At 64.5% G+C, this 20,328-nt stretch carries 16 protein-coding genes and 3 pseudogenes; 5 read left to right on the forward strand and 14 right to left on the reverse strand.

Annotation, left to right across the window (positions count from 1 at the left end):
• Window positions 1-2: 2 nt before the first annotated feature.
• The 7 genes from ACG83_RS30425 to ACG83_RS30455 form a co-directional block, all read right to left on the reverse strand.
• On the reverse strand, window positions 3-698 hold the full coding sequence (locus ACG83_RS30425) for an ABC transporter ATP-binding protein (RefSeq protein WP_054569706.1): 696 nt from the start codon (window positions 696-698) through the stop codon (window positions 3-5).
• A gap of 7 nt (window positions 699-705) precedes the next feature.
• Window positions 706-3,423 (reverse strand): branched-chain amino acid ABC transporter permease/ATP-binding protein, encoded by a 2,718-nt coding sequence (locus ACG83_RS30430; RefSeq protein WP_054569707.1) that lies wholly within the window; start codon window positions 3,421-3,423, stop codon window positions 706-708.
• A 497-nt stretch (window positions 3,424-3,920) separates the two neighbouring features.
• On the reverse strand, window positions 3,921-5,141 hold the full coding sequence (locus ACG83_RS30435; RefSeq protein WP_235498291.1) for an ABC transporter substrate-binding protein: 1,221 nt from the start codon (window positions 5,139-5,141) through the stop codon (window positions 3,921-3,923).
• Between the two features lie 641 nt (window positions 5,142-5,782).
• Complete coding sequence (locus ACG83_RS30440; protein ID WP_054569709.1) at window positions 5,783-6,622, reverse strand: enoyl-CoA hydratase-related protein; 840 nt, start codon at window positions 6,620-6,622, stop codon at window positions 5,783-5,785.
• Window positions 6,622-7,104 (reverse strand): cupin domain-containing protein, encoded by a 483-nt coding sequence (locus ACG83_RS30445; RefSeq protein ID WP_235498292.1) that lies wholly within the window; start codon window positions 7,102-7,104, stop codon window positions 6,622-6,624. The genes ACG83_RS30440 and ACG83_RS30445 overlap by 1 nt, the downstream gene beginning before the upstream one ends.
• Window positions 7,105-7,171: 67 nt before the next feature.
• Complete coding sequence (locus ACG83_RS30450; RefSeq protein ID WP_054569711.1) at window positions 7,172-8,008, reverse strand: enoyl-CoA hydratase; 837 nt, start codon at window positions 8,006-8,008, stop codon at window positions 7,172-7,174.
• 30 nt (window positions 8,009-8,038) lie between these two features.
• Window positions 8,039-9,631, reverse strand: coding sequence for an AMP-binding protein (locus ACG83_RS30455; RefSeq protein ID WP_369812932.1), 1,593 nt, complete (start codon window positions 9,629-9,631; stop codon window positions 8,039-8,041).
• Window positions 9,632-9,793: 162 nt separating this feature from the next.
• On the opposite strand from ACG83_RS30455, the gene ACG83_RS30460 reads away from it, so the two are divergent.
• Window positions 9,794-10,423 carry a TetR/AcrR family transcriptional regulator gene (locus ACG83_RS30460; RefSeq protein ID WP_083473708.1) on the forward strand — a complete coding sequence of 210 codons (630 nt, stop codon included), beginning with the start codon at window positions 9,794-9,796 and terminating at the stop codon, window positions 10,421-10,423.
• A 70-nt stretch (window positions 10,424-10,493) separates the two neighbouring features.
• On the opposite strand, the gene ACG83_RS30465 is transcribed toward ACG83_RS30460, so the two are convergent.
• The 3 genes from ACG83_RS30465 to ACG83_RS30475 form a co-directional block, all read right to left on the reverse strand.
• Window positions 10,494-11,375, reverse strand: coding sequence for an SDR family oxidoreductase (locus tag ACG83_RS30465; protein WP_054569714.1), 882 nt, complete (start codon window positions 11,373-11,375; stop codon window positions 10,494-10,496).
• A gap of 61 nt (window positions 11,376-11,436) precedes the next feature.
• Entirely contained in the window at window positions 11,437-12,114 is a 678-nt protein-coding gene (locus ACG83_RS30470) for a hypothetical protein (protein WP_054569715.1), read from the reverse strand.
• A 20-nt stretch (window positions 12,115-12,134) separates the two neighbouring features.
• Entirely contained in the window at window positions 12,135-13,424 is a 1,290-nt protein-coding gene (locus ACG83_RS30475; protein ID WP_063793255.1) for an amidohydrolase family protein, read from the reverse strand.
• A gap of 314 nt (window positions 13,425-13,738) precedes the next feature.
• Here ACG83_RS30475 and ACG83_RS30480 point away from each other — a divergent pair, with 314 nt between their 5' ends.
• Complete coding sequence (locus ACG83_RS30480; RefSeq protein ID WP_054569717.1) at window positions 13,739-13,939, forward strand: hypothetical protein; 201 nt, start codon at window positions 13,739-13,741, stop codon at window positions 13,937-13,939.
• Between the two features lie 287 nt (window positions 13,940-14,226).
• On the opposite strand, the pseudogene ACG83_RS48120 reads toward ACG83_RS30480, so the two are convergent.
• The 3 genes and pseudogenes from ACG83_RS48120 to mftA form a co-directional block, all read right to left on the reverse strand.
• Window positions 14,227-14,613, reverse strand: a pseudogene (locus ACG83_RS48120) (alpha-hydroxy-acid oxidizing protein); the annotation flags it as partial.
• Between the two features lie 128 nt (window positions 14,614-14,741).
• Window positions 14,742-15,023: pseudogene (gene mftB / locus ACG83_RS30490) on the reverse strand (mycofactocin biosynthesis chaperone MftB); the annotation flags it as partial.
• A gap of 34 nt (window positions 15,024-15,057) precedes the next feature.
• Complete coding sequence (gene mftA, locus ACG83_RS46225) at window positions 15,058-15,222, reverse strand: mycofactocin precursor MftA (protein ID WP_063793256.1); 165 nt, start codon at window positions 15,220-15,222, stop codon at window positions 15,058-15,060.
• Window positions 15,223-16,352: 1,130 nt separating this feature from the next.
• On the opposite strand from mftA, the gene ACG83_RS30495 reads away from it, so the two are divergent.
• Window positions 16,353-17,576: an ABC transporter substrate-binding protein gene (locus tag ACG83_RS30495; protein WP_083473709.1), complete on the forward strand. Its 1,224-nt coding sequence runs from the start codon at window positions 16,353-16,355 to the stop codon at window positions 17,574-17,576.
• 400 nt (window positions 17,577-17,976) lie between these two features.
• Here ACG83_RS30495 and ACG83_RS30500 read toward each other — a convergent pair.
• Window positions 17,977-18,478: pseudogene (locus tag ACG83_RS30500) on the reverse strand (dihydrofolate reductase family protein).
• Window positions 18,479-18,904: 426 nt separating this feature from the next.
• On the opposite strand from ACG83_RS30500, the gene ACG83_RS30505 reads away from it, so the two are divergent.
• Window positions 18,905-19,804, forward strand: a complete 900-nt coding sequence (locus tag ACG83_RS30505) for an IS5 family transposase (RefSeq protein WP_054565812.1) — start codon at window positions 18,905-18,907, stop codon at window positions 19,802-19,804.
• Window positions 19,805-19,839: 35 nt separating this feature from the next.
• Window positions 19,840-20,130: a hypothetical protein gene (locus ACG83_RS30510; protein WP_083473123.1), complete on the forward strand. Its 291-nt coding sequence runs from the start codon at window positions 19,840-19,842 to the stop codon at window positions 20,128-20,130.
• The last annotated feature ends 198 nt before the right edge of the window (window positions 20,131-20,328 follow it).

Genomic DNA, 20,328 nt, shown 5'->3' on the forward strand with positions numbered 1-20,328 from the left:
CTCTAGGCTTCGACGCCGAGGTACCGGTCGTAGACCTCGTCGACGTTGGTGTCGGATGCCGCGCCCGACCAGACGATCTCGCCGCGGCTGAGGACGGCGACCCGCTGGGCGAGTTCCAGCACTTTTTTCACGTACTGCTCGACCACGATCAACGAGAGGCCGCGGCCGACCAGGACGCTGAGCGCCTCGTAGATTTCGTCCACGATAATCGGCGCCAGTCCCAGCGATGCCTCGTCCACGACGACAACAGTGGGTTTGGTCAGGTAGGCCCGACTTAGCGCCAGCATCTGCTGCTCGCCGCCGGATAGGCTTCCAGCCATTTGCTTCAGCCTCTTGCCGAGGATGGGGAACAGGGAGGTGGCCTCCGAGACGGCATCGTCGATGCGGCGCCCCCGGGCTTGAACCACCAGGTTCTCGCGGACGGTCAGCGAGGGAAAGACTCCATGTCCCTCGGGAAGGTGGCAGATTCCCGCGCGCGCGAACTGGTACGGTGCGGCACCGGTCATGTCACGATCTCCCAGGCACACCCTGCCGGCCTTGGGTTTCACGAAGCCCGTCACCGTCCGCAGCAGTGTGGTCTTGCCTGCGCCGTTTGGGCCGAGGAGCGCCAGTACCTCACCAGCGCCGAGCTCGAGATCGATATCTTTCAGTGCCGTCGTCCCTCCGTAGGCGGTGGTGACAGATCTCATGGTCAGCATGGGTACCTCACTCACTTGGCTCAAGGAAGAGCGCGGTATCGCCGAGGTACGCGGCGCGCACGATCTCGGACCGATGCATCTCGTCCGGCGTGCCCTCGAAGATCGGCGTCCCGAAGTCCAAGACATACACGTAGTCACATACCGCGCGAACGAGAGTCATGTCATGCTCCACAAGCAAGATTGCGATCCCCCGCTCACGGGTGACTGTCCGCAGCACCTCGCCGAACCGCTCGGTCTCCCTGTCGTCAAGGCCCGACGATGGCTCATCGAGCAGGATCACGTCGAACGGACCAGCGAGGGCACGCGCCAGCTCTACCAGCCTGCGCTGACCGCTCGGAAGCAGTCCGACCTGGTCGTCAGCGATTCCGGTCAGGCCCGTCAGGTTCAGGGCATAGTCCGTCGCTGCCGCCGTTTCCCGGTTGGAGCGAGCAGAGGCGAACACCAGCGACAGGGGGTTGCGACCTGCCGACGCGGCCTCCCTACCCATCGCCACGTTCTGACGTACGGTCAGGCTGTCGAACAACTCCGTTCGCTGGAAGGTCCGGCCCAGGCCCCGACGCGCCCGCTCCGCAGGCCCGAATCGGGTGACGTCATTGCGGTGCAGGAACACGCTTCCAGACGTAGGCGAAACCAGACCGCTGCATGCATTGAAGGTGGTCGTCTTACCTGCACCGTTGGGGCCGATCAGACCGGTGATGCGCCCGGCCGGGGCCTCGAGACTCGCGCCTTGGACTGCGTGCACACCGCCGAACCGTACATGTAGGTCCTTGAGTACCAGGCCAATTCGCTCACGGTCGTGGCGCCCCTGCGGCGCGGCAGGAACGAACGCTGGCGAAGCGGCTGTCGTCGACTTCTCGGGCCCACGCCCGCCGAACTTCTCCAGCAGCATCCGGACCGGTGCCGGAGTGCCCGCGGCCCGGACGCCGAACGCTGCAGCGACAGCTCCCACGCCGAAGAGCAGGTTGAGCACGCTGGTGGTTGCCTGCCCGGTGATGTACGTGGGAATCACCGTGTAGCCGATGGCGCCGATGAGCGCGTACCACGGGCTACCGAGCGTGACGATGACAACGAGCACTACCAGGATCAAGGAGTTGAACGGCACGAAGTAGTTCGAGACGCCGTAGTGGTAGAGCATCGCGGTGAACGCGCCGGACAACGAGGCCAGCGCCGACGACAGGCAGAACACGATAACTTTGAGGACGCTGGACGTCGTTCCATGCGTCTCCAAGGCGAGCGGCGAGTCCGACATGGCCTCGAGCAGGCGTCCCAGACGCGTGCGTCCCACGGCGGTCAGCAGGAGTGCCACAAGAGCAGTAAAGATCAATAGAACGTAGTAGAAGCCCCTGTCGGTGGACAGATCCCAGGCGCCGATCGAGATGTGCGGCCGGGGTGCGGCGATGCCCACACTCGACGGTCCGAACATGAAACTCCTGGCATAGAACACCTGTTCAACTAGGATCCCAAAGCCCAATGTGGCCAGAGCGAGAAAGACACCCGAGACACGTACCGCGGGAATCGCGACAATCGCCGCCACCGGGATCGCCACGAGCATGGCCAGCAGCAATGCCACCAACCAGGGCAGACCGTTGAGTGTGGCGAAGTGCCCGAACGCGGCAGCCCCGACAGCGGCGAGCGAGACGTGACACAGCGAGACCTGACCGGACTGCCGGACCAGCAGCCCAAGCGAGAGAAGCAGGGTGACATTGATCAGCGCTGCCGACCAGACCTGGATCCGCTCGGCCTGGACCAACGGGACGATCGCAAGCAGGCCGACGGCGATGACCCCGGCGACGACGCGAACCCTGGCAGGTGCCTGGTAACGGACCTGTGCCCGGGTGGCACGAACCAGACGCCGCTGCACTAGGTGGCGGCGCGGGATCACGATCAGCACGAGGAACAAGATGATGAACGGCAGCGCGGGCGGCAGTCCGCCAAGCCACGGGGTCGTCGCCGAATACTTGAGAAGCAGCGCGCTCGCGACGCCGACTACCAGGCCGCCCAGGAAGGTGAGCGGCAGGTTGGTGAAGGCACCGATCGCCGCAGCGCCGAAGGCGGCGAAGACGAGAGTCGCCATGGTCGCCCCGTCTACCAGCTGGCCGGGAGCCAGCATGAGCCCGGCAACGCCAGAGAAGACACTGCCGATGACCCATGCCAAGCGTCGGACGCGGACCGGGTCGTCTCCAGTCATCGCCACGAGATCGCCATTGTCGACCACGGCCCGCATCACCATGCCGAAACGCACTCGGCGGAAGAACCAGTAGAGAACGGTGGCCATTGCCGTCGCGACTGCGAAGAGAATGATCTGCTCCCAGGTCACGCGGACGGAGAAGATCTGTACGGTGTCCTGCGGCAGGAAGTGGTCGAACGATGGCGGATTGACCGGATGCCACAGCAGGCTGATGCCGTTAACCAAAAGGATCACACCGACCGTGGAAACAACCTTCACAGTCTCGTTGGCATCCCGCAGCGACCGGGCGACGATCTCCAGCAGAAGACCTAGCAGCGGTGCGAACACCAGCACGGCGATGGCGGCCGCAATCGGCCATCCCATCCCGTTCAGTTCATGCAGGTAATAGAAGAGAAAAGCGTCGAGGGCCGCGACAGCGCCGTAGCCGAACATGAGAATTCCGGAAGTCTTGTAGGTCAATACTAGACCAATTCCGGCAAGTCCGTAGGCTGCGCCACTGGCCAGGCCGATGACGATGAAAGGGAGGAACTGATCCATCAAAGAATTCCCTCGGTGGTTCCCGGGTTCCGGAGCTTGTGGTCACACGGGGTCAGCCAGAAAACCATGCGTTATCTGCAGGAACGGAGCTACCAGTCAATACGGCGTGTACCTACACCCTGCCCCGGGTGCACGATCAGGGCCGTGACGTGCGATAAAACCGTTTGTAGTCCGGGCGATCAAGTCCTCCCGCTCTGCGGCTATCGGTGACCGGGGTCGTGTACCCACTCCCGAGCGCTCGGCCTGGGCAGAGTGTTCAAAGGTGTGCGACGCGCCGACCGGTGCTCCCTACGCACGCGCGACCTGCGGCAGCACGGGATCGGGCTGTGGACACACGGGCGCCGACGCTGCTGCATCCGTTATCCCAGGCCGGCCGCCGAGATCGACAACCCGCGCTACCCCGAGCTCACGAAGCCAGGTTGTTCTCCCACCGGTGCGGGGGCGGCGGCCAGGAAGGCCGGCCCCCGCACCACTTCCCAACCGGGATACTGCTCTCGTCACGAAGCCGAACTGCAGGTGCTCTTTCCGTTGTTGAGCAGGCTCTCTTTGCCGTTCCGGACGTTCGCCGTGAACCAGCAGTTGACGGTATGCGGTTGACCGGCGGTGAACGTCAACGGGGAGGTCAAGCCATCAAGATCGTCCCCCTTGATGGAGTTCAGGCCCTTGAGCATGGTTGCCGCGTCCACAGTTGCGGACGTGTCGGCACCGCTGGCCTTGACGGCATGCTCGATCAGTATGCCCGCGGCCCAGGTCTGTGCCCCAAGCTGGGCCCAGATCACGTCATCGCCAGCGCGCAGATCCGGGTAGTACTTGTCCACCGCCGCGTTCATCTTCTGCATCGCCGGCACGTCAGCGAAGTACGGCAGCATCGGGAACGGCATCCAGAGGGACTTACCGAATCCCGTGGCCTCGCGGAATTCCTTGCTGTAGCCGAGACCCTGCATCAAGAACGTCGGGGCGTAGCCCTGCCGATCGCAGTCCGAGCCAATACGCGCGGCCGTCTTCGCGTCACCAGCGAACACGATGGCCTCCACCTTGGCCTGCTGGGCCGCAAGACACTGCGCCGTGTAGTTGGGCGCGGTCGCCGCGACCGCGGCGCTGTACACCTCGGGGACGCCCACCCGCTGCCCTGCTGTCTTCAGGTGACCCACGATCTGCTGGCAGTCCGTTGACTCCGCGCAGTAGAGGACTCCGAGGTTCCTCGCACCGGCCTGCTTGGCAACGGAGGCTACCGAAGCAATCGCCGACGCCTGGCTCTGCCCCGTCGGATAGAAGTACGGGTTGGTGCCGAATATGCTGTCTTGGTAGATGCCGCCGACCACTGGAATCTTCGCAGCCGCTACGTTCGTGGCCCACGCCGCATCGAAACCGGTGAGGTTGAGGATTACAGCGACGCCTTCAGAAATCATCTTCTGGGCGATAGTCGTCGAGGTGCCCGGGTTTCCCTGATCGTCTTGCAGGTCCAGATCGACCGGATGACCGTCGATCCCTCCCGTGGCGTTGACGTTCTTCGCCCATGCCTGCGCGACCTCGGAGGCACCGACGACGCTCGCGCCAAAAACACCTGAACACATGCAGATGACCCCGACCTTGATCGGAGTTCCTGGCGCATTCACGGTGCCGGATACTCCGCCATCTAACGCCGAAGAGTCGCTGCCGGCGTGGCTACCACCCCCGTTGGATGAACATGCCGAAAGCGCGGCCAGCAAGGCAACCACGGGAGCCCCCCGTAGCAGCCATTTTCTCATTGTCACTGCAGTGACCCTCTCTAATTTCCCCGTAGGTATGTTCTACTCGGGATACCGATATTCATGCGCCCGATGCACCGAATGGCGCGAGTGCGATACATCGGGCGCGACGCGGCTACGCAAGTCTCAGCCACGGTCCGCGCAGGTGGCGTCACGCCGGCCTGGCCAACCGAGGACTGCCGCAGAGCATGAACAAAACGTGGCCTCGAAGCCGAAGGCGGCAGTCAGCAGCATGGAGCTCGCTTCTGAACACGAGGGCTTGAACATGATGTTCATCCCTCACCGCGTTCTCGAGGTCTTGTTGTCCGCGAAGTCTGCCGGCCTCGGTCCGGATTATTGATCAGCAGGAGCATCCGGACGTGCCTCGATCATCGGTCGGGATGGATCTTATGACGATGTCGGCTTGGATCGCGGAACGCTTCCGGCCCCCGTCATCGGTCGGTGACTGTGCTGGGTCTGATCGAGGCCGGCTAGACGTCATGGGAGCGGGTCATCCACTTGATCGCCGATGACCACTGCAGTCGGCCGTCGCCGTGTCGACACCCCCGCCGGACTGATTCCGGCCGGAACACGCCTGACCACTTCCACCGCCGAAGCATTCCTCAGGGGCTTCAGGGCGTGAAGCCCTCACGCCGGAACGCGCCGTCCCGCCACTCGGTGGCGGCCTTGACCCCGTCCCGGCCCGAGATCTCTTTGAACTCACCCGAGCGTTCCCGGTAACGGGCGCTCAGCCCGTGCAGCTGCCATGCTCCGCCGAGGTGGGCGCGCATGCCCATCTGCTCGTATGCCTGGTTCAGCGAGGCCTTGTTCGCCGCGAGCAGAGCAGGATCGACCTGTGACAGCGGTCGCAACAGCCGCTGCACCTGATCGTCGAGCTCGTCCGCAGGGAAGCTTTTGGCCACCCAGCCCAGTTCCGCAGCTTCCTTGCCGGAGACCGAGTTGCCGGTCAGCTGCAGGTATTTCGCCTGCGCCATGCTCAGCTTCCATGGGAAGAACGGCGCGTCCGGTGTCGACTGGGCCCGCATGGCCGGGTAGCCGATCACGGCGTCATCGGCTACGAACACGATGTCGCACATGGACATCAGTTCGGCGCCGCCGGCCAGGCAGTAGCCCTGCACCTTGGCGACAACCGGCTTCATGAGGTCCCAGATGACCATCCAGTCGCGGAACACGCTGCGGCCGAACTGGTCGCTCCACGAATTGAAGTGCACCGAGTCGACCCACCCGGGAGGTGTATCGGTCTTCGGGTCCGAGAGGTCGTAGCCCGCCGAGAAGCTCGGGCCCGCGGCGTCCAGGAGCACAACCGCGACGTCATCGTCCCGTTCGGCCTCGCGCAGCGCGTCGACGAGCTGGCGCCGGATGCCGAGATTAAGCGCGTTTCGCTTTTCCGGACGATTGAGCGTGATCCGGGCGACCCGGTCGGCCACCACGTACAAGAGGAGGTCGTCCATCAGCGTTCCTTCCGGTTCGAGCCCGTCGAGAAGAGCGCCACGAGCACCGGCTCGGTCGCCGCGTTGAGCCAGCGATGCCGCGTGCCGTTCTGTACAAAGGTGTCGCCCGCCCGCAACACGGTGCGCGCCGCATTGTCCAGCTCGAGCGCCAACTCGCCAGAGACCACGATCCCCAGGTCGACGGTGTCCGTCGCGTGCATGCCAGGCTCGTCGGGGTCCATCAGTTCCGTCAGTCCCGGTAGCTTCTGGTCCATCTCGTGTTTCGCGGCCTGCAGATCGAGATCGGGGGGAGTCTCGCGGGAACCCGCAGCCAGCATGAACATCGCAAAGCGGTAGCCGCCGACCGGCGGGAAGTAGGCGTCGTGCGGCGCCGGCGCACCGTCGTCGGGAAATGTTGGTGCCTCGTCGGCACCCCAAAGCCGGTAGAACGCACCGCCGGCCAGCAGCGCCGCCGTGAGTGGCGGGACGTCTTCATCTGACACGAAGACGGACTTACCGGCCCCGTCGTGCCCGGTAACTACCCGTCGGACCATTATGTGAGATTTCCCTTCACCCTGAGCTGGCCGGCTTGATCTTCATCCCACTCGGATCACCGGTGGACCCGAAGAGCAGCTGGTTGTGGCTGTGACCTAGATGCTGCAGAGAGAACGCAGCCTGCTGGGCCGTCCAAAACCCCTGCGCATCCAGTGTCTGGTTGCAGGAGAGCTTGGCCAGCTTGAGCCCGAAGCTCGGCTTGGTGGCGATCGTGCGGCCAAGCTGCAAAGTGGCGTTTGCAAGTTCCTCGCGTGGGACGACCCGATTGACCATGCCGAGTCGATGCGCGTCGACCGCGCTGACCGGTTCTCCGGTGAACAGCATCTCCTTCGCCTTACGGATCCCGAGCTCCCACGGGTGAGCGAACCATTCGACACCGTTGACACCCATGGCCACCGTGATGTCGACGAACGACGCGTCCTTGCTCGCGACGATCAGATCACAGACCCACGCGAGCATCAGCCCGCCGGCGATGGTTTTGCCCTGCACCTGCGCGATCGTCGGCTTCGGGAGTTGCTGCCAACGCCGACACATGTTCAGGAACGCCTCTTCCTCGCGGGCCATCAGGCCTTCGGCGCCGGGCTTGGCGAACCCGCCCGCGATCCCGACCGGCGGGCCGTCGTAGTCCTTCGTGTCCCGTTGATCGTGACCGGACGAGAAGTGCGGCCCATTAGCCGCGAGGATCAGGACCTTGATCTCGTCGTCGAACGCCGCCGCGGTGAGCGCCTCGTTGAGCTCATAGATGAGCTGACGGTTCTGCGCGTTGCGCACCTCCGGACGATCTAGCGTGATGCGCGCGATGTTGCCGTCGATCGTCTCGTACGTGACCGTCGTCAACATGTCGAGATCCATGGCGTTTCCTTCTCCTTGGGCAGCTATCGTTCACCCACCGATGGTGCGTCCGGTGGGCCAGTACGGCGCTCGCAGCTTGCGTTTGTTGACCTTTCCCATCGCGGTTCGACCGATATCGGCGACGAACTCGTACGACCGTGGCCGCTTGTAGCCGGCCAGTCGCTCTCGGCAGAAGGCATCCAACTCCTCAGCACAGGGCGGATCGCCGACGTCGGCCGGGACGATCAACGCCTTGAGCTCCTCCCCCATCTCCGCATTGGGTACGCCGATCACAGCGACATCGGCAACGCCTGGGTGGGTCACCAATACCTGTTCGGATTCGGCCGGGTAGAGATTGACTCCACCACTGACGACCATGTCTGAACTGCGGTCCGTGATGTACACGTAGCCGCCATCGTCGACATAGCCGATGTCGCCGAGAGTGAAAACTCCGGGCTCGAGGTGCGCGGCACGGGTCTTCTCAGGATCGTTATGATATGCGACACCCCGCCCCGTGGTATCCCGGAAATAGAGCTTCCCCTCCTGGCCGGACGGGAGTTGCTCGCCGTTGTCACCGATCACGACGAGCTCGAACGGGGCGACGGTCCTGCCGACCGAGCCCGGACGCTCGAGCCATTCTTGCGAGGTGATGCTGTTGGTCGTACCGGATTCGGTGCTGCCGTAAACGTCCACCAGAACCGGACCCCACCAGTCCATCATCTGGCGCTTGACCTCAACCGGGCAGGCGGCGCCGGTGTGAATGACCTTCTTCAGGCTCGACGTATCGTATTTGCGGCGAACCTGTTCGGGTAGGGCCAACAAGCGCTGGAAGTGGGTCGGAACCATCACGATCGACTCGACCCGCTCGCGTTCGATGGCCTGCAGCGTCTGTTCCGGGTTGAACCGGCCCATCACAACGACCGGTGTGCCAGAGGCAAGATCACGCAGCGTGCGAATGGCACTGTTGTGGTAGCACGGGGTCACTACCAGTGCCGGACGACCTGATGGCGGTGGCCCGTCCGCACGAAGCTTCTGGAAGTACTCACCTACGGTCGCGCCGACGGCCAAGCCCGCAGTCGGCGCCTCCGTGCCTTTCGGTCGGCCGGTCGTGCCGGAGGTATAATATAGAATTGGGTGGTGGAGCATATCAGACAGCGGTTCGCCAGCACTGGCAGCCGTGATCCACTCTTCCCACTGCGTCAACGAAGCCAACGGCGGGCATCGCCACCCGATCACAACGGGGACCTCCGCCGCCGCGGCAGCCTCGATGCCGACCACGGCGGTCTCCGGGCCCACGAACACCGCAGCGGCTTGGGAGTCCTCGAGGATGTAGGCAAGCTCTGCAGCAGTGAGATGAAAGTTGACCGGCACCGTCGAGACCCCGACCGAACTCGCGGCGAGGTGCGCCAGCAACGCCTCAGCAGAGTTCTCGGCGAATACAGCGATTCGCCGCGATTGACCGAGGTCAACGGAATTCAGAGCGTTTGCCATGCGGTTAACGAGCCCATCCAGCTCGGCCCACGACAGTACCCGACGCTCGTCGACCAAGGCCATCGCTCCGGGGCATTCCTGAGCCCACTTGGAGGTCACCAAAGACATGTTCCGGCCAGAAGTCCTTTCTTGGGGAGGCGCGCCGCTATTCATCGCAGAATTTTTTGACTGTAGCGAGTTTCACATTTTGGTTCAATTCTGGCGGCCTCATAGCAATATTCTGGGCGGTGAAAAGTACCGGACGGGCAGCTCCGACTGGGCGAACTCCAGGAGGCGTTTTACTCGGACACGATCGATCAAGCGATAGGAGCAGCGATGACAGTTTCGGGTACGAAGCGCGTTTACGGAGGCGTGGCAGGCGAGGAGCGAATCGCCGGACGGCGCCAGAAACTGATCGAAGCCGGCATGAACTTGTTCGGTAGTAGTAGTTCCGAACCCGTCCGGGTGAAGGACGTGTGCGTCGAGGCCAAGCTCACCGAGCGGTACTTCTACGAGAGCTTCTCCGATTTGGACGACCTGTTCCAGGCGGTACTTGACGCCACTATGGACTCTATCGACCGCGACATCGATGCAGCTCTCGGCAATGCCCCCGAAGACGGAATGCCACGAATTACCGTCGCACTTCGGGCGAGTCTCGACTCGATGCTGAAGGATCCGCGCAAGATCCGGATCCTGTACGTCGAAGGCTTGGGCAAGGGTGGGCGCGCGGCTCCGCGACGACACGAACTGATGATGCGGTCTGCCGAGAACTTCTACAGGTGGTCCGGTGCCGACCCAGCCGCCTTCGCTAGCACCAGCACCGAGGAAGCGGTTGTGAAGGCCATCATGCTTTCCGGTGCGGCCTCCGAATTGCTGGTGTCGTGGGCCGAAGGGCTGATCAAGATCACACCGGAGCGGCTCGCTGACGCTCTTGTCGGGCTGTACTGGCGGCTCAATCTCCCCTGACCAAGTTGACCGCTGTCGACTGCCCGACTGTGCCAGCGACCTCTGGCAGACCACATTCGAGCAATGTGAATCAGCCCGCCATTACGGGCTTGTCGATCCCCTTGCCGACCAGACTCGGTCCGGCCTCGATTAGATCGTCGACGGACCACCGCTCCTCCTTCGCCAGCTGCTCCGCCGAGGTCCAGGACTGGATCCGGGTGATCTGGCCGCCGATCACATTGAAGGTCTCGCCCGTGAATTCACACTGTTCGGTCGCCAGATAGGCGATGAGGGGCGACACGTTGGCAGGGTCCCACTTGTCGAACCCCTCCGGGACTTCGGCAATCTTCTCCCCCACGCCGGGGATGCTCAACGTGAGCCGCGTGCGGGCCACGGGCGCCACGGAGTTCGAGCGGACCCCGAACCGGCCGAGTTCCTTCGCCGCGATCTGCGAGAATGACGCGATGCCGCTCTTGGCTGCTCCGTAGTTGGCCTGCCCCGGGTTGGCGAACAGTCCAGACGTCGAGGTCGTGTGGATCAGCGACCGGTCAACCGTGGCGTTCGCCTTGGATTGCTCGCGCCAGTAGGCCGCCGCGTGACGTGTGACGCAGAAGTGGCCCTTCAGGTGGACGGAAATGACCGAGTCCCACTCGTCTTCGGTCATATTGACGAGCATACGATCACGCAGAATTCCTGCGTTGTTCACCACGACGTGCAGATCTCCGAACGTGCGGACGGCCATGTCGACCAGGCGCTTGGCCGCGTCCCATTCCGTGACGCTCTCCGTGTGCGCGACAGCCTCGCCGCCGGCCGCACGAATCTCGGCAACAACGTCGTGAGCCGGGCTGGCTTCTCCGCCGACATCGTTGACGACGACCATGGCGCCCTCAGTAGCGAACAGGAGGGCGTGATCACGTCCCAGGCCACGACCGGCGCCGGTAATGACTGCTACTCGTCCGTTCAGCTTGCCCACGCTTCCTCCAACTTGTATTGCGGCGTCCAGAGAACGCCGGAGGTCGTTTGGTGCTGGCCTTCTACCAGTCAGCGGAAGAATCCTCGCCGATCCGGGACGGCCAGTGTTTCCATTCGGACTGGTGCTCGATCAGGTCCTCAGTGAGTTTGCGAATGGCCTTCACCGATGGCTCACCCATCCGGAAGGATCCCGGCGTGCCCAACGGTTCTTCGGTGCCCGCGCGGATCTCGAGGACCTGGACGCCTTGGCTACCGGCCCGGTACCTGTACAACATGCCGTGCGGGACGAAGAAACCGTCGCCTGGTCCGAGCTCGCGGTGGCCGAGATGTAGCGAGCCCGCCACCACCAGGTACAGGCAGTCACCGAGCGGTGGGTGGCCGTGGCGGAACAGCTTGTAGTTCGGGCCGAACCACACCCAGACTAAGCTCATGCCCTTCGGCCCGCCCTGGTCGAACAGGGGCACCGAGGTCATGCCCGGCATGGAGGCGCGGCTCATTTGCTTGACCGCCTCCCGGACCTCGACCTCAGGTTCGCCTTTGTTCACCAGGTCCGAGTAGTCGAAGAAGTTCAGAAATCCTTCGACCATCTCGTCGGTGATCTCTTCCGGCTGCGGCGGCGCGAGGATTGCCGGAGCGGTGAAGACCTGGAACGGGCCGCGCTCGGACTTGAACATACGCCGCGAGCCGTCCGGCGCCAAGGCGTCGTCCACGTCGTCAGCGGTGGGATCGTTGGTCGTCATCTTCGTTGCCTGCTTTCGGTTCAGGTGAGGTTCGCCTCGACGAGCCCGAAGCCGAGGAATGTCGGACACACCGAATCGTCGGGGTACTCGGGCAACTCGCCGGGCAACAGCGGAGTCTGGACCTCTCCGACCGTCGGACCGACCTTGTCCGCGAACGGCTGCAGGTAGTCAAGGTCGAAGCCATACACGTCGGCCGCGTTGCCTGCCAGAAGCTGTCGAACCTCGTCGACCGGCACCTGCGGCAGGTTGGCGCGCAACGCCTTGGTGGTGAAGGGAACAGTACCTTCGCTGTGCGGGTAGTCAGCGCCCCACATGATGTTGTTGATACCCACCGTGTGCCGTACGGCGACGTCTGCCTCGGCGAAGAAGCTGCCCGTGAAGCAGTTGGACGCGAAGTATTCGCTCGGGCGCTTCGACAGCGCCTGGACCGCGTCCGCGGCGAACATGTTGGAGATCGTCTTCGGCATCCGCGCGTCGTCGTAGAAGCCGTCCAGCATCTGCAGCATCTGCGGCACCCACGCGACGCCGAGTTCGGTCAGCACGAACTTCAGGGACGGGTGACGCTCGAACACACCCGACAGCAGCATGGAAATCAGCCCGCGCTGGGAGAAGTAAATCGACTCCATCACGCCGACTGCGGCCGCGGCGATACCCGTCTCCGGCGAGACCCCCTCGCCAGCGACCACACCGTGCCGGATGACCGGCATGCCGAGCTCGGCGCACTTCTGCCAAATCGGGTCCAGGCGGGGGTAGTACAGGCTCTGCAGCTGCATGAACGTGTCCGGGGGCAGCAACACTCCCTTCAGTCCGTCCGCGTGCGCCCGCTCGATCTCCGCGACCGTGTCGTCGATGTCGCTGAGGAACACCTGTGCCAGGCCGGCACGCCGCCCGGGGAGCTCGCGCGCGAAGTCGGCGACCCATCGGTTGTGGGCCTGGATGCCTGCGAAGCGGAACTCGTACTCGCGGCGGTCCTTCGGCTGGAAGCCGGGAGCGCCCGCTGTGATCGCGCCCGAGGGGTAGAACGGCGGCGTCGTGTTCGGAAAGAGCACCTCGGCAACGATGCCGTCCGCTTCGAGCTGCTCCACGCGCTTCATGGACGACCAGTTGGCGTCGTCTATCAGCGAGGATGCGCCGATCTTGTGGCCGCCGACGCCCGGGTCGATCTGCGCCCAGGCATCGTCGTAGGTAGCGGCCCACGCGTCGAAGTCGTCGTGGTACTTCTTGTCGAGGTACGGCTTGTACCCCTGAACGTCAGCGCCACAGTGGGTGTCTGCACTGATCACCACATATCGTTCTGCGGCATGATCCATGTGACGCATCTCCTTCGTGTGGTCCGCCAGGCGGGCGCCCCGCGATCTAGAATGGATGGTTGTCAGTTTAGACACCAAGGTGTCTACATTCAAGTGTTGATGCGACTGGAGCCTGCTTCGCGGATCCACTAACAGTAAGCACCGGGCTTCTCACGTTGAGTGGCATACTCGAAGTGGCTTGGTGGATGCGGAGTGGGAGCGTCCAGCACCACTCCTGCCTCCCGGGGGCGGGGTTGCCCTAGCGTGATCCCCTGGAGGAGTTCCGTGAGTGGATCACGGCCTACAGGCGGTTCCGGCGCTGGTCGGCGGGCGGGATGTGGCAGCGACTCCTGGACGCGGTGCGGGCGAGGCCGATGCGGCCGGGAGCGCTGACTGGAACGTCGCCGCTGATTCCCTGGTCGATCGGGCGCCCGCCGCCGAAAAGGGAGAAGGACCTCAGCGAGGAACAGGCCAAGAAGTTGTGGGAAGCGCTCGCCGTCCCGCTGGAAGAGGTGATCGAGCTGGAGAAGCGCTAGGACGCTCCCGAGGCGTTCTGCGCCTGGCCGCCGACGGCTGCTGTCGGGTCGTGGCCTGCCTCATCAGGGTCTTCACCGCGGACACCTTCGCCACGCGCAGCACGCGTATCCCTTCGACCGGGCCGTCGGCGCTCCTCGGCACAACCAGCGCCCTGCCTGCCAGAACGGCGCGCGGCTGCCTCGGCATCGACACTGTCGGTCTTGCCCTGGCTACGGCCCGCGGCATGGTCTGGCCGATTGACTTCGGTCAGCTGGACGCCGCCGCTGTGCAGGAGTCGCGTGAGTCCGATGAGGCCTACCACGCCGCCCTCGCGGGCACGTTCGAGCCGGCGGACCATCGACTCCCGGGTGCCCATCCAGTAGATCTGGAAGAACGTGCGCGGGTTGGCGGCGACGACTTCCGACAGCGGCTTGCTGGCGAACGAGCTCAGGCCCATCGCGGTGCCGCGGGCCGCGGCGGCCCGGGCGACGGCGACCTCCCCGTCGGGGTGGACGGCCTGGACACCGGTCGGGGAGATGATGACCGGCAGCGAGATCTCCTGGCCGAGGACGGTCGTCGCCAGCTCACGCTTTTCCTTCAGCCCGGCCACGTGCGGGGCGAAACCGAGCTCGTCGAACGCGCCGGTGTTGTCGCGGTAGGTCACACCGGCTTCCGAACCGGCCAGCAGTGCGCTTCGGTGACTGATTCGATCCAAGTGTTACCCATGATCCACCTTCTTGCTCTTGCTTGAATGTAGACCACATTCGAACCGCGCCACCAGTGGCATGGCCATCTGGGTTCTCCCTGTTCTCCCTCTGGCTGTTCTGCTGCTGGCTGTCGAGGACGGATCACGTCGGCGTTGGCCAGCCCGCGCAGCGCGGCCGCGAACGACGGCCACTGCTCGGCGGGGACACCGGCTCGGCGCAGAGCGGTGCGGGCGTCGGGCGCGTCGCCCAGGCCTCGCACCACCTCGACCAGCTCCCTGCGCTTCAGGAAGATCAGACGGCGGTTGCCGAAGTGGTACGCGAGCGCCCCGAACGACTCGGGGCGCAGCGCAACGGACCGGGACAGCTCCCAGGCCGCGTCGAGGGTCTGGTCCTCGATGGCGCGGTCCTTGAGGGTGCGGTCCGTGAGGGTGTCAGTAGACACCGCACATCCCGTCGATCGAGACCTCCTCGATCAGGGTGTCCTCGACCAGCGGTGCCTCGGTGCCGTGGTGGATCTGCGCGGCGGGGCCGGTGGGGGCGGCGGGGCCGGTGGTGCCGACCTGCTCAGCCTCGACCTGGGTGCTGGGCCTGCGCATGGTGCCTCCTCGTGCTGCAGCCTGCCTGCGTTCCGCCGGCGCCCCGGCGCGGGACTTTGACGGCACTTAGCGCCGAAATATAGGCCTTGTCTCCTCCACCAGGCGCCGGCCCATGCCCGATCCCTATACATCCCGCTTCCGCGGTCACCTGCCGGACCACGGTGGCAGTCCGCTTACCACAGGGAGTGCCCGACCAACTGGCAGGCGGCCCGGGGCGGTGGTCACATCCAGAGAAAGACGCTGTCCCCCATCGCGCGAATCCTGACTGCCGCCAGAGAGCGCGAGCGGGTGCTGGTAACCGCCCAACACGCCAAGCCGGCTGCACGCTCGATCAACCGCACCCTTGATGGATCCGAGCTGCTACTCGAGGCGGCAAGGACGACGGTCACGGCCAACGAGCGCAACAAGCAGAGGGCACAGCCTCCAACGCGGACCTTCCGGCATCCCCTCGTCGTCGAGTCTGAAGGACAGGTAGAGCACCGGCCGCACTACGGATGTTCGCAGGCCTCCGATGTACTGGTCGCCGAGCACCGGGTGCGGGACGGAGGTGGCCCACCGTGGGCTCGCAGCATGGGTCAGGAGTAGCTCCCGGTCACCGCGCTCGCCCCCTGCTGAGACCAGCGCGGCGACGAGCGGAGAAACGTGTGGGGTGGGCACCAGGCCAGGCGGGGTTCCACCCAGCCGCAGCTCATGTACGCTGCCGCATACCCGTAGGATGCCTTTCTGCACGCCGCCGACCTCAGTTGCCCTTGGGTAGCCGCGGAGCGACGACTACCTGGCGCCCACGCCATCCATGGCGGATGCAGCCCACTCTGGCCGCCTAAGGCCCGTATCTACCCTGCCAGATCGATCTTCTCTCTCCGGGGCTGCGACGGCCGTGGCAATCGCCCTCTGAGTCAGCGGCGAAAGCGGTCACCGGAACCCCAAGGAGCAATGGAAGAACAACACCAACGTATCCCGACCGCGACTGGCCGCTAGTTAGGTAAGGTCCGGCCGATCAGAGCCGGCTTTCCACCAAGCTGACGGCGAAACACACTCAATTTGCAGTGGTTTCGGCATGGAGGTCTTTCGCGGACCGGCAAGGACGATATCTAATGCGGGTCCATATCGACCTCGGGAGATGATCAATAGTGAAGATCAAGTATTTGGCGGCGTGCTGTGCTATCGCCCTTTTCGGCGTGATGGTGCTATCGGGCTGCCGGGAAGGTACGATGTCGACCGCCGGAGCGGACTGCACCACCCCCGGCGTGACCAGAAATCAAGTGAACGTCGGCCTCATATATCCTGACTCCGGCGTCACGTCCAATATTTTCACTGCGTTTCGCTCCGGGATTGATGCACGATTTGGGGCAGCAAATGCTGCCGGCGGCATAAACGGGCGCCACCTCATCTATACACTGCGCAGCGACGAGGCCAGAGCCTCGGTGAATCTATCGGTCAGCCGCGAGTTGGTTGAGCAGGCCAAGGTCTTCGGTATTCTCGAAGGCAGCATAGTGGCGTCCGGCGGAGCCGACTATCTGGCGAAGGCCGAGATCCCGGTCGTGGGCCTTGCGTCCGAGAAGGTGTGGGCCAAGTACCGCAACATGTTCACCTTCGCCTACAATTTCCCCGACGGCGCCGTGGATACCTTCGGCAAGTTCGTTAAGGAGCGCGGCGGAACCCGCGCACTGATCTTCTATAACGGCCTAGACGCGACGCTTTCGACACCGCTCGCCAACCAGTTCAATATCAGCCTCAGCGCTCTCGGGATACCTGCCGCGATGGTGGCCGGTGACAACGATCCATCGGCTACCCAGGTCGAGGAGGCCATCCGGCTTATCAGAACGAATGGCATCGACACGATCATCGGAAGCCTCGACGTGAAGGGGCTAGCCAAGATCGTCTCGGCCGTTCGCCAGCGAGGACTGAACATCAAGGTCATCGTCAGTAGCAGCGAGGCCCCCAGCCAGGACCTGCTCGCGCAGTATGGCTCCCAGCTTGCCGGAATGACGACGGTCACCAACTACCTCCCGCTGGAGGTAGAGTCACCGGCCAACACGGCCTACCGCAAAGCCATGTCCGCCTACGCGCCTGAGTCCCGGGACTCGGGCCAGACCTTGGCGCTGCTGGGCTATCTCATCGGGGACATCTTTGTTCGCGGTTTGCAGGAGGCCGGAGCCTGCCCGACGCGGCAGGGCTTCATTGATGGCCTGCGCGCGGTGAAGGACTACGATGCCGGAGGCCTCCTCAACAAGATTGATTTTGAGGCGGACTTTGGCAAGGCCGAGGAATGCTACTCGTTCATCCAGGTGAACTCGACCGGTACCGGCATGGAGGTAGTGAACACCAATTTCTGTGGGAGCCGACTCAACTGAGCCGTGTCTCCCAGGACACGGAGTGACACGACGCGCAGGACCCGACACAGCGCGGCGAATACCCTTTGGGCACCAGAAGTCGGCACGTCCCGTAACCCGGGGTGATACGACGATGCAGAGCTGGAGAATTGTGTTTGTTCTCCTCCTGCATCTGATCTTCGCGCGGGCGGGTGGTTGCCGGTGTCGCCCGTAGATGATTATCGACTACGGGAAATGAGGACTAAATGAGGAGTGCTGGTCAGGTCCACTCGAGCTTGGCGTTTAACATCGTTTTGTGCCCCCGTCTGGCCACGACTTCACACCGATCGAGAAACGGCCTCCGGCCTGCATAGAAGCAGCCGGAGGCCCGGTCCCGTGTGACGGTCCGCAGCAGAATTCTTCGCGTAACTGCTCAGATCGGTCAACAGCGCACCCGATAGCGCGGGTGAAGTACCCGGTTGCCCTGGATCATCACGTCAGGATCCTCCAGCAGGTGCTGCGCGTGGACCGACCCGAAGTAGCGCTTGCCGGACCCGAACACGACGGGTACGACGTCCATGCGCACCTCGTCGACCAGACCCGCGGCAAGCACCTGGCCACCGACCTCACCGGCAGCGACCTCGACCACGCGGTCGCCCGCAAGCTCCTGTGCCCTGGCAACGGCTGCCTCGACGCCGCCGACGAAGTGAAACGGCGCCTCGGGGTCCCAGCCATCCGTGATGTCGAAGACGTGGCGGCCGACGAGTGTCACCCCGATCCGACCGGGTGCAGTCGTGGGACGTCTGCGACACCCTCACCTCGCCGTTCTCGTCGAACGGGACGTCACCGCTGGTCAACCAGTCGAACAGCAGTCCGGGTTGGTCATTCTCGTCCGTAGGTGCAGGCCGCTTCGGCGTGACGCCGATGAGCTCCTTGAACCGCAGGCCATATGGGCCGCGACCGCGCAACCCTAGGATCAGCTGCACCCACGGCTGACACTGCGAGCGGCTTGGCTCGACCCACAAGAGAGTGCTGCCGATCATCGGATGCACGTGATCTGGTCCCCGACGAACCACCTGCCCAAAGGCGGCGAACCGAAACCGATCTGGCTGTTGGACCGCATCTGAGCTGCGCGCCCCCGAAACTGCCGACCGCTCAACCTAGATCGTCATCGCCGCCCACACCCAACTCCGGCTGGCTCGGTCCTTGGTCGCCGAGTTGCGCTGCCCGTGGGACAAACCCCTGCCGCCAGGAGACTCACCCTCGCCAGGGTCCGCCGCGGGTTCGAACATCCGCACCACAACCTCACCGCTAGGGCCTGTTTTGGAACCCCGGTTCGTGGCGGATCTTCACCGTGGTGATGATCCGCTGTGGGTCGTGGGGATCTTTCGGATGAGCAGTGGGCAGCGCTGGAGCCGTTGCTTCCGGTGGCGGGACGGGGACGTCCAGCGAGGTATCAGCGCAGGCTGATCGACGGGATCCGATGGCGGGTCCGGACAGGCGCACCATGGCGGGATCTCCCCGTCCGGTACGGGCCCTGGCAGACGGTCTACGGCCTGTTCCGCCGCTGGCAACGGGAAGGCGTCTGGGCGCGGATCGTGACCCGGTTACAGACCCGCGCGGACGCGGCCGGTCTGATCGTCTGGGAGGTCAACGTCGACTCCACGGTCTGCCGCGCCCACCAGCACGCCGCCGGCGCCCGCCGCGACGGCGACACCCAGAAGGAACCACCCGGCGGCGTGACCGTCGAACCGGCCGACCACGGGCTCGGCCGGTCCCGCGGCGGACTGACCACCAAGATCCACCTGGTGGTCGAACAAGGACAGAAACCCCTATCGGTGCTGGTCACCGCCGGGCAACGCGGGGACAGCCCCCAGTTCACCGTCGTCCTCGACCGGATCCGGGTACCACGCCCAGGTCGGGGACGTCCCCGGACCCGGCCCGTGCGGGTCCGCGCGGACAAGGCCTACTCCTCCCGCGCGAACCGGACCTGGCTACGCCGTCACGGGATCGCCGCGACGATCCCCGAGCCCGCCGACCAGATCGCGAACCGGAAACGACGCGGCTCCGCCGGTGGACGCCCACCCCGGTTCGACCGGGAGGACTACAAGGCCCGCCACGCCGTCGAGTGCGGGATCAACCGGCTCAAACGCCACCGGGCCGTAGCGACCAGGTTCGACAAACTCGCGGTCCGCTACGAGGCCACCCTCCACCTCGCCGTGATCGGCGAATGGCTCCGTCCGGCGGCCGGGACCGGACTGTCATGCTGAACCCGCAACCGCCAGCGGAACAGAAGGGCAGGGCCGTGGCCGCCGAACACTACTGCGCCGACAGCGAGAACGGCGACCATGTCGATGACCCTTCCGCACGGGTCCTGACCAGGCTGATCGCGTCCCTGGACCTGGCCGGCAACACCTTCGTCGTGATCCAGCCCGACACCGACGACCCGCCCTGGTTCACCTCCGCCGTCCTGCTCGACTCCCTCACCTACGAAGTCGAACGCCACGACCACCGCACCGGTGAACACAACAAGACCCACACGACCAACCCCGCGGCCATCGCCGGCGACCTCACAGCCTGGATGACCAGCCGCTAACCCGCCGACCAGCTCAACCCACTTCCAAAACAGGCCCTAGCCCCGTGCACCGAACCATCACGACCAGGCCCCGGACGGCCCGCCGGCTCGAAAATCCGGCATCCCGCCACCCGCCAGGACCTCGGGCGAGTCCTCGCCACAGGCGAGCCATACACCCGACCCACTTACCGCAAAGGCGCCAAAGCCGGCGAAATGTTC

This window comes from Frankia sp. R43 (assembly GCF_001306465.1).
In the GTDB taxonomy this organism is placed as follows: domain Bacteria; phylum Actinomycetota; class Actinomycetes; order Frankiales; family Frankiaceae; genus Parafrankia; species Parafrankia irregularis.

Excerpts from the sequence above, each read along its gene's own strand:
- ACG83_RS30455 (WP_369812932.1), bottom strand. The coding sequence starts at position 9,631 with ATGAATAGCGGCGCGCCTCCCCAAGAAAGGACTTCTGGCCGGAACATG.
- mftA (WP_063793256.1), bottom strand. The coding sequence starts at position 15,222 with ATGCGCAGGCCCAGCACCCAGGTCGAGGCTGAGCAGGTCGGCACCACC.
- ACG83_RS30425 (WP_054569706.1), bottom strand. The coding sequence starts at position 698 with ATGCTGACCATGAGATCTGTCACCACCGCCTACGGAGGGACGACGGCA.
- ACG83_RS30450 (WP_054569711.1), bottom strand. The coding sequence starts at position 8,008 with ATGGATCTCGACATGTTGACGACGGTCACGTACGAGACGATCGACGGC.
- ACG83_RS30475 (WP_063793255.1), bottom strand. The coding sequence starts at position 13,424 with ATGGATCATGCCGCAGAACGATATGTGGTGATCAGTGCAGACACCCAC.
- ACG83_RS30470 (WP_054569715.1), bottom strand. The coding sequence starts at position 12,114 with ATGACGACCAACGATCCCACCGCTGACGACGTGGACGACGCCTTGGCG.
- ACG83_RS30440 (WP_054569709.1), bottom strand. The coding sequence starts at position 6,622 with ATGGACGACCTCCTCTTGTACGTGGTGGCCGACCGGGTCGCCCGGATC.
- ACG83_RS30480 (WP_054569717.1), top strand. The coding sequence starts at position 13,739 with ATGTGGCAGCGACTCCTGGACGCGGTGCGGGCGAGGCCGATGCGGCCG.
- ACG83_RS30430 (WP_054569707.1), bottom strand. The coding sequence starts at position 3,423 with ATGGATCAGTTCCTCCCTTTCATCGTCATCGGCCTGGCCAGTGGCGCA.
- ACG83_RS30460 (WP_083473708.1), top strand. The coding sequence starts at position 9,794 with ATGACAGTTTCGGGTACGAAGCGCGTTTACGGAGGCGTGGCAGGCGAG.